14 protein-coding genes are annotated in these 16,198 nt (G+C 43.7%); 3 read left to right on the top strand and 11 right to left on the bottom strand.

Annotated features, from left to right (window positions below):
- The first annotated feature begins 137 nt into the window (after nucleotides 1-137).
- The 3 genes from JEZ96_RS12375 to JEZ96_RS12365 all read left to right on the top strand — a co-directional run bounded on the left by JEZ96_RS12375 (nucleotide 138) and on the right by JEZ96_RS12365 (nucleotide 2,160).
- On the top strand, nucleotides 138-455 hold the full coding sequence (locus JEZ96_RS12375) for a putative signal transducing protein (protein ID WP_011788867.1): 318 nt from the start codon (nucleotides 138-140) through the stop codon (nucleotides 453-455).
- Between the two features lie 153 nt (nucleotides 456-608).
- A complete protein-coding gene (locus JEZ96_RS12370; protein ID WP_011788868.1) occupies nucleotides 609-1,520 on the top strand; it encodes a precorrin-2 dehydrogenase/sirohydrochlorin ferrochelatase family protein in 912 nt (303 codons plus the stop codon).
- A gap of 94 nt (nucleotides 1,521-1,614) precedes the next feature.
- Nucleotides 1,615-2,160: a YaeQ family protein gene (locus tag JEZ96_RS12365; RefSeq protein WP_011788869.1), complete on the top strand. Its 546-nt coding sequence runs from the start codon at nucleotides 1,615-1,617 to the stop codon at nucleotides 2,158-2,160.
- 56 nt (nucleotides 2,161-2,216) lie between these two features.
- Here JEZ96_RS12365 and JEZ96_RS12360 read toward each other — a convergent pair whose 3' ends face one another.
- The 11 genes from JEZ96_RS12360 to JEZ96_RS12310 form a co-directional block, all read right to left on the bottom strand.
- A complete protein-coding gene (locus JEZ96_RS12360; RefSeq protein ID WP_128090295.1) occupies nucleotides 2,217-4,655 on the bottom strand; it encodes a S8 family serine peptidase in 2,439 nt (812 codons plus the stop codon).
- Nucleotides 4,656-5,216: 561 nt separating this feature from the next.
- Entirely contained in the window at nucleotides 5,217-5,597 is a 381-nt protein-coding gene (locus JEZ96_RS12355) for a rhodanese-like domain-containing protein (protein WP_041408159.1), read from the bottom strand.
- A gap of 31 nt (nucleotides 5,598-5,628) precedes the next feature.
- Nucleotides 5,629-5,841 carry a YgaP family membrane protein gene (locus tag JEZ96_RS12350; protein ID WP_011788872.1) on the bottom strand — a complete coding sequence of 71 codons (213 nt, stop codon included), beginning with the start codon at nucleotides 5,839-5,841 and terminating at the stop codon, nucleotides 5,629-5,631.
- Nucleotides 5,842-5,882: 41 nt separating this feature from the next.
- The gene (locus JEZ96_RS12345) at nucleotides 5,883-9,110 is read right to left on the bottom strand and encodes an efflux RND transporter permease subunit (protein WP_061783312.1); all 3,228 of its coding nucleotides are present in this window, start codon (nucleotides 9,108-9,110) and stop codon (nucleotides 5,883-5,885) included.
- 25 nt (nucleotides 9,111-9,135) lie between these two features.
- Nucleotides 9,136-10,158 carry an efflux RND transporter periplasmic adaptor subunit gene (locus JEZ96_RS12340; RefSeq protein WP_011788874.1) on the bottom strand — a complete coding sequence of 341 codons (1,023 nt, stop codon included), beginning with the start codon at nucleotides 10,156-10,158 and terminating at the stop codon, nucleotides 9,136-9,138.
- Nucleotides 10,159-10,328: 170 nt separating this feature from the next.
- Complete coding sequence (locus tag JEZ96_RS12335) at nucleotides 10,329-11,045, bottom strand: SIMPL domain-containing protein (RefSeq protein ID WP_011788875.1); 717 nt, start codon at nucleotides 11,043-11,045, stop codon at nucleotides 10,329-10,331.
- A 107-nt stretch (nucleotides 11,046-11,152) separates the two neighbouring features.
- Nucleotides 11,153-11,539: a VOC family protein gene (locus JEZ96_RS12330; protein WP_011788876.1), complete on the bottom strand. Its 387-nt coding sequence runs from the start codon at nucleotides 11,537-11,539 to the stop codon at nucleotides 11,153-11,155.
- A gap of 104 nt (nucleotides 11,540-11,643) precedes the next feature.
- Nucleotides 11,644-12,951, bottom strand: a complete 1,308-nt coding sequence (locus JEZ96_RS12325; protein ID WP_025008718.1) for an OmpP1/FadL family transporter — start codon at nucleotides 12,949-12,951, stop codon at nucleotides 11,644-11,646.
- 345 nt (nucleotides 12,952-13,296) lie between these two features.
- A complete protein-coding gene (putP, locus tag JEZ96_RS12320; RefSeq protein ID WP_041412347.1) occupies nucleotides 13,297-14,748 on the bottom strand; it encodes a sodium/proline symporter PutP in 1,452 nt (483 codons plus the stop codon).
- A 156-nt stretch (nucleotides 14,749-14,904) separates the two neighbouring features.
- Nucleotides 14,905-15,609, bottom strand: a complete 705-nt coding sequence (locus tag JEZ96_RS12315) for a DUF3379 domain-containing protein (protein ID WP_128090296.1) — start codon at nucleotides 15,607-15,609, stop codon at nucleotides 14,905-14,907.
- Nucleotides 15,602-16,165, bottom strand: coding sequence for a sigma-70 family RNA polymerase sigma factor (locus JEZ96_RS12310; protein WP_011788880.1), 564 nt, complete (start codon nucleotides 16,163-16,165; stop codon nucleotides 15,602-15,604). The genes JEZ96_RS12315 and JEZ96_RS12310 overlap by 8 nt, the downstream gene beginning before the upstream one ends.
- Nucleotides 16,166-16,198: the final 33 nt, after the last annotated feature.

Genomic DNA, 16,198 nt, shown 5'->3' with positions numbered 1-16,198 from the left:
TAGTCAGTAATGCTGTAAAAAGCAAATGTTAATTCCATTAACAACTGATGTAAAAAACAGCACTCGACAGGCTCGGCTATTTAGCAGTAGGATGTCGGCACCCCGTATTCTTGATAGTGGTAGCAGTAGGATGTCGCATGGAAGAACGTAAGTGTTTAGTTGCTGGTGGAAATCTGTTACAGGCCCACACGTGGAAAGGACTTTTAGAAGCTTGTGGTATCCATGTTGAGTTACGTGGTGAAGCGTTATTAGGCGGTATCGGTGAGTTGCCAGCGGATATGCATAATGTGGAGTTGTGGGTTGGTGAGTCCCAATATATGCTGGCAAAGGCACAATTAACGGCACTGGATGTGGTGAGCCCGCAATGGCAGTGTGTGCAATGCCATGAGTTAAACGATGGTAATTTTGAATTATGTTGGCAATGCAGCTCTGAACGCAGTGAAAGCCACAATTAGTCAGTGATCGAATATTTTCTTCTTCATATCCTATGCTAAAACCCAGTGTTATCATCTGATTGGGTATCATTACCCAATGGCAGCCCATATACACAAGATGCGTACTATGAGGCATGATACCTCGATTAGAATTTAGGCTTAGGGTTGAATGTAATGCAATATTTTCCGTTATTTATCGATACTATTAACTTAAATGTGCTGTTAGTAGGGGCGGGTGAGGTCGCAAGTCGTAAATTAGCGCTTTTAACCCGAACTGAAGCCAACATTCATGTGATTGCGCCACAAGTGAACACTGAGGTTCAGCGTTACGCTGAGACAGGCCGTATTCTTCTCTCTGTGCGTGAAGTGGTTCACGCTGATATTCAAAATTATGATTTAGTCTATTTAGCGACCGCCAATGACAGTCTTAATGCTGAACTTGCGACCCTAGCCACAGCGCGGGGGATCTGGGTTAATGCAGTCGATAATCCTGCGTTTTGCCGTTTTATCACACCATCAATTGTTGATCGTGGTCGTTTAGTAGTGGCCATCAGTACGGCGGGGGCTGCGCCTGTTTTTGCTCGTACCGTTCGCTCGCGCTTAGAAGCAAGCCTTCCACAATCCCTTAAACCCCTCTTTGATTTTGTCGCCGATAGACGTATTGAAGTGCAGGATAGGCTTAAGTCGACAGCTGAACGACGTTTATTTTGGGAGCGTTTTTTCGAGACTAATGGTGATCGTTTCGATAGTTGGACGCTTGAACGCTACCATAATGCCTTTAATCACTTGCTCAGTCGCGGTGAAATCTTGCTAATAGAAGATGTAGTACAAGTCGACTTATTACCGATTGCAGCGATGCCATTATTGCAGCGACTGGATTGGATATACTCCCAAGGGGCGTTAAGTGAGGCACTTGCTGAATTAGTACGTCGAGATGCAAGTCGGGGCGAGTTACCAGCACTGAGCGAATTGAGTAAAGCCTATGAGCAGGGCACAAGGATGTTGTTGGTGGCCGATATACAGAAAATCAATCAGCTTAAAGCCCATTTCCCAATGGCGAAGCATTTACGCCCTGGAGCGATTTAATCGGATAGGTATTCGTTTGAGCAATGCCTTAGTCTCAGGTAGACTCGGCTCCTTTCATATGATTTTGAATTTCACTCTTTAATCGGGATAGACTATGGCCCTCAAATCGACCGTATTTAAGGTCAACTTACAAATTGCCGATATGGATCGGAATTATTATCAAGATCACCAACTGACTCTCGCACAGCATCCTTCTGAAACTGACGGGCGTATGATGGTACGTTTACTGGCTTTTATCATAAATGCCAGTGACACCTTAAGTTTTAGCAAAGGGCTTTGTGTTGATGATGAGCCAGAGCTATGGGATAAAAGCTTGTCTGGTGAGATCAATTTGTGGGTTGAATTTGGTCAGGCAGATGAAAAGTGGCTGAGAAAGGCCAGTGGTCGTGCCAAAGCGGTGCAGCTCTTTACCTACGGTGGTCGCAGCGTGCCCATTTGGTGGAAACAAAATCAGCAAGCATTAGAACGCTATCAAAACTTGAAAGTATGGAATATTGCTGAAGACTCAGTGACTGCGATGGAAGCCTTAGTTGGGCGTAATATAGCCTTACAAGTTTCTATCAGTGAAGGGCAGATTTGGTTATCCGATAGTGAAAACAGTGTCCTCATTGAACCTGAAATCTTAAAAGATCATCAGTAACGCTGCTAAAAAAGAGCCTGCAATTGCAGGCTCTTATCATTGATACCGATATGTGGTTAGTTAAAACTGAGCTCCCAGCTATCGATATAACCAACGTCACCTCGGGAACTGTCTACGGCTTTTAACTTCCATATGCCGCTTGAGTCTGCCCCTGCCATATCCGCTGTATAGCTTTTGTTGATATTGTCTGTGCCTGCACCTGTATTGTTGTGCAGTGTAACCGTTTTACCTGAAGGGCTGATAAGCTGCACTTTCAAGTCACCAATGTAAGTGTGAACAATGTTCACTACCACAGTCACAGTGCCTGAGTCACCCGTACGAGTCACTGTGATTGGGCTAGTGATCCCTGCGGCTTTATTATCAGGGATGTTGTAGTTATCAGTATTGCTATAGCTTGTTGGCGCGCCGCCATCATTAGATGCTGTATAGCTTGCTGTTAACGACACATCGCTGAAGGCAGAATATCCCTTCACCATAGCGTAGTAAGTACCTGATTGTATATTGGTAATTGAGCAAGATTCACTATTGCCACTTTTATAGGGGCGGCAATCGTAGTTGGAGGTAGTTGGTGCTGCGCCGTATTGAACATATAAGTCAGCATCGCCTGTTCCACCATTCATCACAAAGCCTAGGTTTGTTGCTCCTTGTGGTACGTTAAAGGAGAAGTGTAACTCCTCACTCGCACTGCCGCTTAAGCCTGTTTTAGCCACACCGTTCACAAGTACACTATCGCCCGGTTCGGTTGGATCAACAGGATCGGTAGGACCATTACAAGAGGCATCCAAATAAGCTTTTGCGGCAACGGCATTGACTAGACCATAGCCGTAATAGTTATCACGGCCCGCAGTCCCAAGATCTTCTGCGGTCATTTTCAATGCGTTACGCACTTGCGCTGCACTACATTCTGGGTGATAACTCCATACTAATGTGGCTACGCCAGAAACATGGGGTGTCGCCATTGAAGTGCCGTTGTAGTACTCATAATCTTTGTTGCCTTGGTTACTGACGGTGACGGTTGCACCAATTTGATTACGTAGTGCTAAGCCAGTGGCACGATCCACCGAAACGGACACTAAATTAGCTTCGTTGTTGGCATCCACTAAGAAGGGGTTTTGCAGGCCTGGTAAGCTAGTGTTACTGAAAACAATGACCGCACTGGCACCTGCATTTTTACAGGCTTTTACGGCATTAATTTCTGGATAGCTAGTGCCCTGATTGCCGACGCGTTCAACTAAACAGATTTTATTGGTCATGTTGCCGCAGTTAAAACTTGTGCCGCTAACGGTACATTCTGCTAGTGCCGCTGTCGCCGTGCCATTAAACGGTGCGGGTACGTAGTTGCTACCTGATGAAACATATCGATTATGGGGTACAACACCTGCATCAAAATACGATTGGCTGCCAATTGTGATATCGGCTAGCCGTCCTTCACCACGGGTAACGGTAGAGAGCACCGCTTCACCGGGACCTGCGATTTCAACTTGATTTGTGTACTGGGAAAAGGCCGAGTGGTTTTTATTGCTGTCGACTGAAGCCACTGACATCACACTATCATAGGAAGCGGGGTAGCTGTGGGTGCTATTTCCCGCATTTCCTGCCGCGGCAATAAGTAGCACGCCATTATTATAATGGGCTGCCATCGCATTACGTTCAGTTGTACTCGAACCTGAGCCACCTAAGCTCATAGTCACAACATTGGCTCCGTTTGTAACACAGGTATCTATTGCTGAAACTAGGGATGAGGAGTAACCCCAGCCTGATTCGTTAAATACTTTAACGATATGAATATTGGCATTTTGATTTGGCATTACACCGACAACGCCATCGTTGTTGGCGATTGCGGCAATGGTACCTGCAACGTGGGTGCCATGGGCGTTGTTATTACCCGGTTCAAACCAGTTACCTGTGCCTGAGTTATTGGTACCTGTGACATTGTTACCATTGAGATCGCTATGCCCGCGATCGTAGCCTGAATCGATAATACAAATGGTACGATTACCCGCTTGGCTATCACTCAACTGGGTAGCACCCACATAGGTTTGTCCCCAAGGCGTGGTTTCGCTCAGAAAATGACGCGGTAAATCCTCCTCAACATATTCCACATCGGGTCTGGATTTTAATGCGCTAATCCCTTTGGCATCGAGTTTGACCGAATAGCTATTCGTGCGTCCAATACGCTTCATTTCTTTCGCTTGGACTTTATTCAGCGCACTGTGTTGAGCACTGATCTCAGCGACCATTGGCTGATAGTCCATTGTGGTAGGCAGAGCATCAACTTGGACACCCTCGGTTGATTGTAAATTATTGGCAGACATGGCCGCTGCTGTGTCAGCATTTTTGAATTTGACAATATACCGTTTAGGTAGTGGAGAGGTTTGTGCTTGCATTCCGGCGGCTAAATCAAGTGGTAGTGGCGCAGCATTTATCCCTACTGAAATAGCAATGGTTAAGCTTGATAGGCCTAAAGCTATTTTTGTGCCTTTATTTCTAGTCATATTTTCGTCCATGGTTAATTTAGTGTTAATCATTATTATTTTGTGTTTTTAAAGAATAACTACGACACAGATGCTACTCGGTTAGTGAATTTATCTTTGATAAAAAGATTTGTAAATTGATTGTTATATTTAGTAGTGAGGGGGCAATAGGCGTGTTTAACAGTCGTTATTTGTGAATAAAAATTCAATATGTAACATGTTGTAACGATTTTTAGGTGGCTTTAGATGTTTTTTTATGTGGATTACATGAATAAGTGAATGCGAATTTACGCGTTATTTCAGCCTTTGATGTGTAACTGCTATATCGTAATTCACTGATATTTAGTTATATATTAATTTTCCATTTAAAATTATTTTTTATACTTTTTTGTTATATTAAAAATGAGGGCGGGGAGTAAGTGATTGATTATGCTTTCTTGCTGCAATTTGTAGTCAATGGTGTGGCATATGCCAATTTATTGGCCCACGACAAAGGAGTCACTGATTTTGCACGGTAAGGAAAATCAGCGCGATAAAAAAGCGCCATCATAAGGCGCTTTTAAGCAGTAAAAGTATTCTCCACTATCTTCGGGCTTCGATTAAACTCTGATAGGCACCAGCATCAAAGGCTTGGGTGTATCCTGCTGCAACTAAATCGGCTACGGCGATACCACTTCGCCGACCACTGCGGCAATACAGTACAACAGGCGTATCTTTAGGTATGCCTCGATTCATAAATTCTTGTGTTACTTGCTCAAAAGGAATATTAACGGCATTGGCGAGATGCCCCTCTGCAAATTCTTCAGGCGTTCTCACATCGAGCACCATGGCGCCGGCCACTATTTTCTCCCATGCCAAAGTGGGAGCTAGCTCTGTGGCCTTTGTCATTAATGGTACTAAAAATAGGCTAAATAATGCCATGTACAGCAGACCCTGACCGCGATGCATCAGTTTGTGGATCACGTCGACTCCTCCTAGAAAGATCATATCTTGATTAAGATTGTTTAGCGATTTCAGCCTCTGATTTTACCCCTAATTTACGTAACACTATGGCGGCAGGGCAAAAACCGGTGAAAGCACTTTGAAATAGATTAGCGCCAACAAAGGCGGTTAACCAGAGGAAGTTGTGGTGCACATAGGCGGTTAACACTAATGACAGTAATACCATCAATCCGGCAAAAGCCATTATGCTGCGTTCTAAAGACATATTTTACTCCTTGAGGCAGGGTTATACTGCCAGTATTGTGATTAAGCTATTGTTTCAATTTTTTTTATTCGATTTTTCATTGCTGCGTAGTACAGCACTGGGATCACAATAAGCGTCAATAGGGTAGAAATAAAAATACCAAAGATGAGGCTTATCGCTAGTCCGTTGAATATAGGATCGTCAAGAATAAACAGTGCACCTATCATGGCTGCTAATGCCGTCAGCATTATGGGTTTTGCTCGTACAGCACCAGAGTGGATAACCGCTTGCTCAAAGGGCACGCCAGACGCTGTCTCTTGATTGATAAAATCGACCAATAGTATTGAGTTACGCACAATGATCCCCGCCAGCGCTATCATGCCTATCATGGATGTTGCCGTAAATTGTGCTCCGAGTAAGGCATGTCCTGGCATTACCCCAATGATGGTCAGTGGGATAGGGGCCATAATAACGAGTGGCACAAGATAGGATTTAAACTGGGCCACAACGAGTAAATAAATGGCTATCATGCCAACGGCATAGGCAATACCCATATCTCTAAAGGTTTCGTATGTGATTTTCCATTCGCCGTCCCAAAGCACGGCGATTGAGTCTAGCCCCGTAGGTTGATGGATATAATGTTGAGCAAACCCTAAACCATCTACGCTATCAATATTACCCGCCATATCAAACATACCGTAAAGTGGGCTATCTAGTGGCCCTGACATATCTGCAATCACCATGACCATAGGGATCATATTTTTGTGGATAATAGGCGCATCAATCTTGCCACGTTTAATGGTGACAAGTTCTGAGACCGGGACAGATTGCCCCGTTTGGCTCTGTAGTTTCATATTCAGCACTTGCTCTAAATCGACTTTTGCACCTTCTTTGAGTTGCAAGCGAATTGGAACAGGTTGTTTTTGTCGGGCTTGATGTAAGTAACTCACGTCTTTACCACCAACTGAGGTGGCAATAAGATCGACGATATTGCTATAGGGAACCGCCATCAGACTGGCTTTACTGCGATCGATCATCACTTGCCATTTTTGCTGGGCAGCAGGCAAAAAGATATCAATGTCTACAACATCTTTGGTTTCATGAAAGAGTGCTTGTAAGTCATAGGCTGCCTGTTCACGGATAGCGGCACTCGGACCATACACTTCTGCCACTATGGGAGACCAAACGGGTGGCCCTGGCGGCACTTCTACCACTTTAATATTGGCTTGATAGGGTTTGCCTATTTGTTGCAACTCATCCCTCACCGATGTCGCAATGCTGTGACTATCACGTTTGCGATGTTTTTTATCCACGAGATTGACTTGGATATCGCCAAGTTCTTGGCTGTTACGCAGGAAGTAGTGGCGCACTAAGCCATTGAAATTCATCGGTGCGTTAGTGCCAGCATATAATTGTACATGTTCAACTTCAGGCACAGTGGTAAGGTAGCGACTCAAATCTTGCAGCACCCTTTGGGTTTGCTCTACTGGCGTACCTTCAGGCATATCCACCATCACTTGGAATTCAGATTTGTTGTCAAAGGGCAGCATTTTAAGGACAACAAGTTGAGCAATGGGCAGCGCGACGGCAATACCAATCAGCACAAAGACGCCTGCGGCTAAGCCTATCCTTGCTTTACGTGCATTTTTACCGAGTAAAAACGGGCTGATAAGATGAGTAAAAAAACGCACCATTTTGTTGTCAGCTTCTTCACCATTCTGGGCCGGATGATTCGCATGGCTTTTAAGCAGTTTACGACTCAGCCAAGGCGTGACAATAAAGGCCACCACGAGGGAGATAAGCATCCCCATACTGGCATTAATCGGTATCGGACTCATATAAGGGCCCATAAGACCCGAGACAAATGCCATCGGTAATAATGCGGCTATTACGGTAAAAGTGGCCAGAATGGTTGGGCCGCCGACCTCATCTACGGCAATCGGAATAAGCTCACTAAAGGATTTTTTGCCGAGCGCCATATGCCTGTGAATGTTTTCTACCACGACGATGGCATCATCGACCAAAATCCCAATAGAGAAAATTAAGGCGAATAATGACACTCGATTTAAGGTAAATCCACATGCCCAAGATGCGAAAAGGGTGATCGCGAGTGTGATAATAATGGCCACGCCTACCACTAAGGACTCACGGGCGCCCATCGTTAAGAAGACCAGCATCACCACCGCACTTGTTGCAAAAATGAGCTTTAAAATAAGTGTGTTAGATTTATCTGCGGCGGTTTCGCCATAGTTTCGAGAAACGGTAACGTCCACATTCGCGGGTATCAGCACATTGTTGACCTTGGCGATACGATCCAATATCGCATCGGCAATATCAACGGCATTCTGTCCCGGTTGTTTGCCAATAGCGATTGTCACCGCGGGGTAAATATCGGTTTTATTTCCATGCCAGACGTTCTGTGTGGGGATATCACTCTTTAACGTAATATCGGCAATGTCCGCTAAATAAATGGGGATACTTTTGCCATTTTTATCTTTATAGACACTGACCACTAACTGCTTAATATCATCGATCGATTGTAAAAATTGACCCGCTTGAACTTTAATTTCTTGATTACCTTGCACCATCGAGACTGGCATCGAAATATGGTTATTATCGTTAAGACTTTGCCTGAGTGTGTCGTAAGTGAGGTTATAGCTATTCATTTTGGCTGGATCGATCCGCACATTGGCCACAATATTATGTTGACCAACAGTATAGATTTCGCGAGTGCCAGGAATACGTTTAATCTCAGTTTCTAATCCTAATGCCACATGAGTCAGTTCTTCAGCGGATGTGTTTTTATCCTTCGACCAGAGGGTTAGGCTAACAATTGGGACATCATCTATGCCTCGTGGTTTGATCAGCGGTTCTCCCACACCTGCACCTTGGGGCAATTTATCCATATTGGAATAAATTTGGTTATACAGGCTAACAATGGCATCGTTACGTGCGACGCCAACTTTAAAGATCACAATGATCAACGCGCCGTCGGGTTGGGAAAAAGAATAAAGGGTATCTATTCCCTTTATTTCGGAAATCACTTGCTCGGCAGGGAGAGTGACTAAGTTTTCAACCTCAGTTGGCGTCGCCCCGGGAAAGGGAATAAAAACATCGGCAAAAGTGACATCAATTTGCGGTTCTTCTTCCTTTGGTGTCACCAGAATAGCGAACAATCCCAATAGCAGCCCAAGTAGTGCTAATAATGGGGTGATCGCACTATTTTGGAATGCTGCAGCAATTTTGCCGGAAATGCCAAGTGTGGTGTGCAAAGTCGGTTCCTGTTTCATAAAACAACCTCAATAAAACAATAAGTCACTCAGGGCGAGATGACTTGTTTAGCAGCACTTGATAAGCATCTACAGCGACCTTGTCACCCGATCTTAATCCCGCCAGTACTTCGACCTCACCATCTACAGGTTCGGTGACACGCACTTGGGTGAGTACAAATTCGTTACCTTGTTTGAGATAGACGCTGCTGAGTTCATTCATTGTCAGTAATGCTGATATGGGCAATTGGATTTTTTCCCGCTCACCATTTTTAAATGTTGCTTTTGCCCACACACCTGGCTGGAGATTAGCTTCATCTTTAGGCAAATTAATTCGCACTTGATAACTGTGACTTACGGGATCGGCAAAGCTAAAGATAGTGAGATCCGTTGAGGTAAATTCGCGTCCATCGCTTAAGTGCACTCGAAATTGCGGTGCATCTTTTAGCTGATTGATGTAACGCTGTGGTACATGGGTTATTGCCCGCATTTGATGTTGTGAAAAACCTGAAAGTAGCGGTTGTCCTGGGCTGATTGATTCACCGAGTTGCACTAAACGTTCTGTCACTATGCCGCTAAAAGGTGCTGATACTACGGTATATTTTAATGATTCAGTCGCTTTAACGACTCTAGCTTGTGCTGCCCTAACTGCTTGCTCAGTGGCTTTAGCGTTGGCAGTGGCTTCATCCATCGCACCTTTAGAGATAGCGCCTTTTGGAAAGAGCTCTTTGTAGCGAGTATATTGGGCTTGGGCCTCGTTATTTAAGGCGTTGGCTTTGGCAAGTTCAGCTTCAAAGCTGGCTAATTCTGCCCCTTGTTCTTTACTGGTCATTTCGAGTAGTGCAGCCCCCTCGGGGACGATATCGTTGACATCATAATTGAGCTTAATGATGCGGCCAGAGGTTTGTGCTGAGACGGTTGCCGCTTTGACTGCCTCAATGGTGGCATCTAAAGTCACCCAATTGGCATAAGGTTTACTCAATACTTCAAGGGTTTCGATAGTATTCGCTTGGATTTGTGCGCTTGATAAAGCGACAACTAAGAGTAAAGCGCGGGAAGTAGGCATCATCACTAGTATCACCTCATACACGGTTAATGAGAAAATTCTAATGGAGTTGTTTTCAATAGGCAATCAATATTTATTAGAAAAATTTAATGTTATGGGTTTCCCTAATTTAGGAATAAGACGAACAAACGTCTTATTCCTATGTTTCAATGAGTTATGATTAAGCCTGAAATTTAGTCATTCAAATAATAGGTCAATGTTGAAACAATCCTAATTTGTTTAATGTAAGGCGTGCTGCTGTCGCGGTCTGAAATCGTAAACTGGCCTTGACTCGCGCTTTTAATTTTCCCGAGGCGAGAATCCGAATCTTTAGCAAATTTTTCAGCCACTTCGCGGGCATTTTGAGTAGCCTCTTGTACCATGGTTGGCTTGACTGTATTGAGTTCAGTAAAGAGGAATTCAGTTCGGTTCTCATAGTCTTGGCTTGCAATAGCAATACCTTCTTTCGCCAGATTAATCATTTGTTTGCGGGTATTTAACATTAAATCGATTTGCGGGGTGTAAATGGATAAATTCACTTTTGCCGAGTAACGGTATCTGACGTTGGGATCGACATAACCTTGAGCTTGACGATCTTCAATGGACGGCAGTGAGATTGTGATTTCTGTGTCGCTAAAGCCTTGCTCTTTTAAAAAGCTAACCACGCGGTCGGTTTTTTGTTGTACAGTTTCATAGAGTTTTGGCAGGTTATTATCGACCTCAGTGAAATTGATAGGCCAAATAGCCACATTGGCTTTGACTTCTTTTTCAGCCAGCCCTTTTACCGTGACAGTCCGTTCCATGGCTTTCATTTCAAGCAATGCGGAGCTTGCACTGTGACCCACATAAATGAGTCCTGCACATAAGAAACCACCCAATAATAGGGCGGGGAGTGTGTTTGTTTTTTCCATGGGGCAATCTCTTCGTTAGATAACTCAAGCTACGATACCCAATAAACAGGGGCGGTGCACTGGGTTTATTCCGAATGTTCGCCGCTTTAATGAGGTCTAGCAATAGCTTAGTTTTTGAAAGGTATGGCACTGGGCTGCCATAGTTCAACTTTGTTACCATCGGGGTCGATAAACCAACCGAAACGACCAAATTCAGAGTCTTCGATGATACCGACTTGCTGACCACCCCCTTCAATCACCTGCACGAGTGCTTGTGCCAGATCGTCAACGATAAAGTTGAACATAAAGTTTTTATCCGAGGGCGAGAAATAGTGAGTAGTTTGAGCTAATGGGGTCCAAACATGATAGCCAGGCGTGGGTTTATTATTATGGTAGAACGCGGCACCGCCCCAGTTTTCAATGGGGACTTGAAGGTGGTTTTTATACCAAGTTGCCAAGGCAATAGGGTCTACACTTTTAAAGAAAATCCCACCGAGTCCAATGACTTTAGCCATAGCCGTAGCTGCATTAAGGTGTATGTGGATTAACTGTAGGCAATAAATGGACAAGATACAAAAAAGCCGCAAAAAATGCGGCTTTAAAGTAGATTCATGCTCAATTAGAACTGATAACTGTACTGTACTGAGTAGTACATACCGCTTGATTCCGTAATTGCATTGACGGGACCTGTAATAGCGCTATTTTCAATTAAGTGAACTTCTTCACCTTTAACATAGGCGATACCAAAATCAACCGTATTTTGCGAGTTTACATGGTAGCTCATACCTGCAGTAAACCAATTGCGATCTGAGTCTGGAATAGAGATAGAGCTAATTTCATCCACTACGCCTTGATCGTGCATGTAACCCGCGCGAACTGTAAATTGGTCATTGATAGTGTATGTACCACCCAGACTCATTAACCATGAGTCCTTCCATTGATACTCTTTGAGAGCGATATCACCAGCATTGATTGACATACCTGCACCGGCTTGACCAGGGAGAATGGTCGCTACACCATCTTTCGCTGTAATTTGGTGAAAGTCACCCCATTTAGTGAATTGGGCTGTGTAGTGCAACGCAAATTTAGGTGTTAGTTGATGGAAACCTGCAAATTGGAAGATATCCGCTAATGGCACATCAAGGCTATCAAAGCTGGTGGCAAGTTTGGTTTGTGCCCCAAGTCCTAGTGCGGATAAATCCTTAGTAGAAATGGTATTAACATCACCTTTAACATTGACCGTTGGGCTAAAGCGGTAACTTAAACCAAAACGGTTTTCTTTATTAAGCTCAATGGTTGCCCCTACAATCCCACCTAATGCCCAGCCATCGGCATCGACGTCAACGATAGGCGTGGTTCCGGCATCGCGAGTGAGGCGGCCTTCACCATAAACACCATCAAGACCTGCACCGATACTGAACATATCGTTTATGCGGTATGAAACACTGGTATTAAAGTTAACTGTGGTGACTTCTGTTTTACCTAAAAGGTCAAAGGGCGCTAAAGGCTCATTTTTAGACAGAGAACTGGCATCTGTGCCTGTACCGAAATTTGAGAATACGGCAAAACCTACTGCGAATTTATCGTTAATAGGGTGGATATAGAAAAGGTTAGGGATAAGTTTTGTGCTGCCCGCATCATCGATGCTGCCAAGATCGATTGCACCGCCCGCAAAGTTAACATCTTTTACATCAACGGTAATATCAACATAGGTTAAACCAACAGAGAGTGCATCTTTATCAAATAATGCCATAGCAGCAGGGTTGCGTGACAGAACAGAAGCGTTATCGGCAATCACAGCATCACCAGAAAATGCCCGTCCAATGCCGGTTGCGGATTGGCTATTGAGCTGGAAACCCGCTGCCAAGGTCTGCGTGCTTGCTAATGCGACCGAAACGGCAATGAGTGTCTTGTTGAATGTTTTCATTATTATTCTCTCAATTTTTATCATTATTGGATTTTTGTTCGTCTTTCGTCCCCAGAACAATAGTCAAATCCTTTTAAAGTCTTCGGCATCTTAGGGATCGAATGTAACCTCAACAAGTCCGACCAGATTTAAGTTTTTGTTAATTTTCAGTTAATTAAATGGTGTTGTGACTGTGTTTTTTGTTAGGTGTGATTAAATGGTCTGGCCAGACGCTTGATATGAAGGAGTTTGAGAAAACCATAGGGTTTAAATGTAGGTTAATAGTTTGTAAGTAAGGGTTTGCTGATAAAAAAGATACAAAATGTAAAAAGCGTACAAGTGTACGCTTTTTATCAAACCAGAGGTTTACAGTGTGGACTTAAATTGCTCAAACTCAGCCATGATTTTGGCATTAGGTGCAGACAATTTACTGACAACAACCCCTGTCATTATCGCCAAAATAAAGCCGGGTAGAATTTCATATACATCAAAAATTCCCCCCGTTAATTGTTTCCAGATCACCACAGTTAAGGCGCCAACAATAATAGTGGCAATAGCACCATTGCGGCTATATTGCTTCCAAAATAGGGATAACAAGACAACGGGACCAAAGGCGGCCCCAAAGCCCGCCCAAGCATAACTCACTAGACTGAGTACGCTGCTCTCAGGGTTTAATGCAATAATGCCCGCAATCACAGCGATAGCGAGTACGCCTAAACGACCTACCATCATTAACTCTCTATCATCAGCAGTCGGTCTTAGCCATTTGCGATAAAAATCCTCAGTAATAACGCTTGAGCAAACTAAAAGTTGCGAATCAATAGTGCTCATAATGGCCGATAAAATAGCGGCGATTAATAGACCACCAATCCATGGATTAAAGGCCGCTTGAGCTAAATGAATAAAAACCGTTTCGGCGTTCGCTAAGGGCGTTGTTGCAAAATATACCGAACCCGCCAAGCCTGTTGCTAGAGCACCAATAAGTGAAAGTATCATCCAGCTCATAGCAATACGGCGAGATAGTGGTAGTGCATTAGCACTGCCAATCGCCATAAAGCGTGACAGAATATGTGGTTGACCAAAATAACCCAGTCCCCAAGCAAGGAGCGATATCATACCTATGGTGGTCGTTTTATCATTGACGAGTGCCAGCATGGCAGGGTCAATAGCGTCAATTCCCGCATGGGTTTCTGGGTGGGAAAAAATCGCAAAAGGGATAATCAATAATGCGATAAGCATCAGACAACCTTGAAAAAAATCAGTCCAACTGACCGCAAAGAACCCGCCAATAAAAGTGTAGCCAACAATAATAGCTGAGCCAATCACTAAGGCTGCGGTGTAATCTAAACCAAAGACCTTTTCAAATAAAATGGCACCCCCCACCATACCTGAAGAGGCATAGAACGTAAAAAAGACTAAGATAGTGACGGCTGAAACGAGCTTGAGGTAGCCTTGATTATCGTGGAAGCGTTTTTCAAAAAAATCCGGAAGGGTGAGGGCATTATCGGCCAATTGAGTGTAAATTCGCAGACGTTTTGCCACAAATAACCAGTTAAGCCACGCGCCAAAAATAAGACCGATCCCAATCCATGCAGCACTTAAACCACTTAAGTATACAGCGCCGGGTAAGCCGAGTAATAACCAGCCTGACATATCTGACGCCCCAACGCTAAGTGCCGTAACAGCGGGCCCCATCTTACGTCCACCTAAAATATAGTCATCAACAGTATCCGTGGCGCGGTAAGCCCAAAAACCGATGGCCATCATTAATACTAAATAACCTACAAATGTGATTAAAATTGGGTTTTCGATCACCATAATTGCCCATACCATCTTTTTATTATTAAAAGTGGCAAGCATGCTACCAGATGTTTGAGCAAGAACCCATTAGTAGATGGAAATGTGATCAAAATCTAACCTGCGATGTGTATAAATATCTAAGGCCGATTTAAAAACTATTTAGATAATATAGGGTTAAATAAAGATATTTTGGATTTCTTGTTTTACAAAACGAAGATCAGCTTGATCTTCAGCTACAAGTAAAATAAATGCCTCTGCAGTTTCAAAGCCAATTCCCTGATATTTACTGTCGGAAAAGGTGTGATCCAAAACCATACGTTTCTCAAGAGGCACAATAAAAAGTGTGACTTTTCCTTGCTGCCCTTGCAGGACTAAATGCAGACTTTTCACCCCTTGAAAATCACAGTACGAGGTGAAATAAACCTTACCCGGCTGCTGTGTGAATTTGACTCTACCAAGGTTGTTTATCGAAGCAAGTTGAGCATTCAATTGGTTAACATTGACGTTTTGATCGATATGTAACGCAATATTTTCATGGTACACATGAGTCAGAGCATGCGCTGCTAAATCGACAGGGCCTAACCGTAATAAACTAAAACTTACCCCGACCACAAAGGCGATAGAGGCAGCCATTGCGACTAAAAAGCCTGTTTGACGGCGCTGTTTATGGTGTTGTTGTAACTGTTGGCGCAAAATAAGTTTGTCGGCTAAATCTTCTGGAACATCGATTTTGAGTGCATGCATTAATTTGGCATCTAAGCCCTTTAGCTCATTAACCAGTGCCAGATGTTCACTCTTCTGACGCATTTGTGCGAGAAACTCGGGATCTTGATTATGAGGATCTTCAAAAGCTTGACGTCTAAATTTAAGCTCATCCATTGGATTGACCTCTTACATCATTTTTTTCAAGTAGCTCTTTCAACTGATTTCTAGCCCTAAATAAGCGCGTCATCACGGTATTACGATTAAGCTCCATCAGTTCAGCTATTTCATCGCCGCTAAAGCCACCAATGAGTTGTAATAGCAACGGTTCACGATATTCCATATCTAACTTGGCAATGTGCCTACGGATTAAATATTGTTCAACTAACTCTTCACTACTATTGCCAAGCGTATCTTCTAATGTGTCTTGCTCGATATCAGCATAATCAAATTGTTTACGTTCAAAACGCCGCGCATTTTCTCGTCTAAGGATAGTGATTAACCACGCCTTTGCAGCTTTATCATCTTTAAGTGAATCTAAAGCACGCCACGCCCGCAGGAAGGTTTCCTGAGTAATATCTTCAGCCACGTGTTTATCACCACATAGCCAATAGGCATAACGGAAAATATCGGCATGGAGTGCCTTGACTAGGCTGTTGTATCGTCGTTGCTTGCTCATCATGTCTGAAGAGACCGCAGGCTGAGCGGATTTATTTCGCCAAGAAGCAAACATTTTTATACTTCGTTTTTTATTTTAGTATTCACT

The organism is Shewanella putrefaciens (genome assembly GCF_016406325.1).
Classification (GTDB): Bacteria; Pseudomonadota; Gammaproteobacteria; order Enterobacterales; family Shewanellaceae; genus Shewanella; species Shewanella putrefaciens.
The sequence above is the reverse complement of the archived record's forward strand: the minus strand, read 5'-3'. Positions and strand labels throughout refer to the sequence as shown.

What these genes read in the sequence shown, in the direction of transcription:
- JEZ96_RS12375 (WP_011788867.1), top strand. Translation starts at nt 138, where the DNA reads ATGGAAGAACGTAAGTGTTTAGTTGCTGGTGGAAATCTGTTACAGGCC.
- JEZ96_RS12370 (WP_011788868.1), top strand. Translation starts at nt 609, where the DNA reads ATGCAATATTTTCCGTTATTTATCGATACTATTAACTTAAATGTGCTG.
- JEZ96_RS12365 (WP_011788869.1), top strand. Translation starts at nt 1,615, where the DNA reads ATGGCCCTCAAATCGACCGTATTTAAGGTCAACTTACAAATTGCCGAT.
- JEZ96_RS12360 (WP_128090295.1), bottom strand. Translation starts at nt 4,655, where the DNA reads ATGACTAGAAATAAAGGCACAAAAATAGCTTTAGGCCTATCAAGCTTA.
- JEZ96_RS12350 (WP_011788872.1), bottom strand. Translation starts at nt 5,841, where the DNA reads ATGTCTTTAGAACGCAGCATAATGGCTTTTGCCGGATTGATGGTATTA.
- JEZ96_RS12345 (WP_061783312.1), bottom strand. Translation starts at nt 9,110, where the DNA reads ATGAAACAGGAACCGACTTTGCACACCACACTTGGCATTTCCGGCAAA.
- JEZ96_RS12340 (WP_011788874.1), bottom strand. Translation starts at nt 10,158, where the DNA reads ATGATGCCTACTTCCCGCGCTTTACTCTTAGTTGTCGCTTTATCAAGC.
- JEZ96_RS12335 (WP_011788875.1), bottom strand. Translation starts at nt 11,045, where the DNA reads ATGGAAAAAACAAACACACTCCCCGCCCTATTATTGGGTGGTTTCTTA.
- JEZ96_RS12330 (WP_011788876.1), bottom strand. Translation starts at nt 11,539, where the DNA reads ATGGCTAAAGTCATTGGACTCGGTGGGATTTTCTTTAAAAGTGTAGAC.
- JEZ96_RS12325 (WP_025008718.1), bottom strand. Translation starts at nt 12,951, where the DNA reads ATGAAAACATTCAACAAGACACTCATTGCCGTTTCGGTCGCATTAGCA.
- putP (WP_041412347.1), bottom strand. Translation starts at nt 14,748, where the DNA reads ATGGTGATCGAAAACCCAATTTTAATCACATTTGTAGGTTATTTAGTA.
- JEZ96_RS12315 (WP_128090296.1), bottom strand. Translation starts at nt 15,609, where the DNA reads ATGGATGAGCTTAAATTTAGACGTCAAGCTTTTGAAGATCCTCATAAT.
- JEZ96_RS12310 (WP_011788880.1), bottom strand. Translation starts at nt 16,165, where the DNA reads ATGTTTGCTTCTTGGCGAAATAAATCCGCTCAGCCTGCGGTCTCTTCA.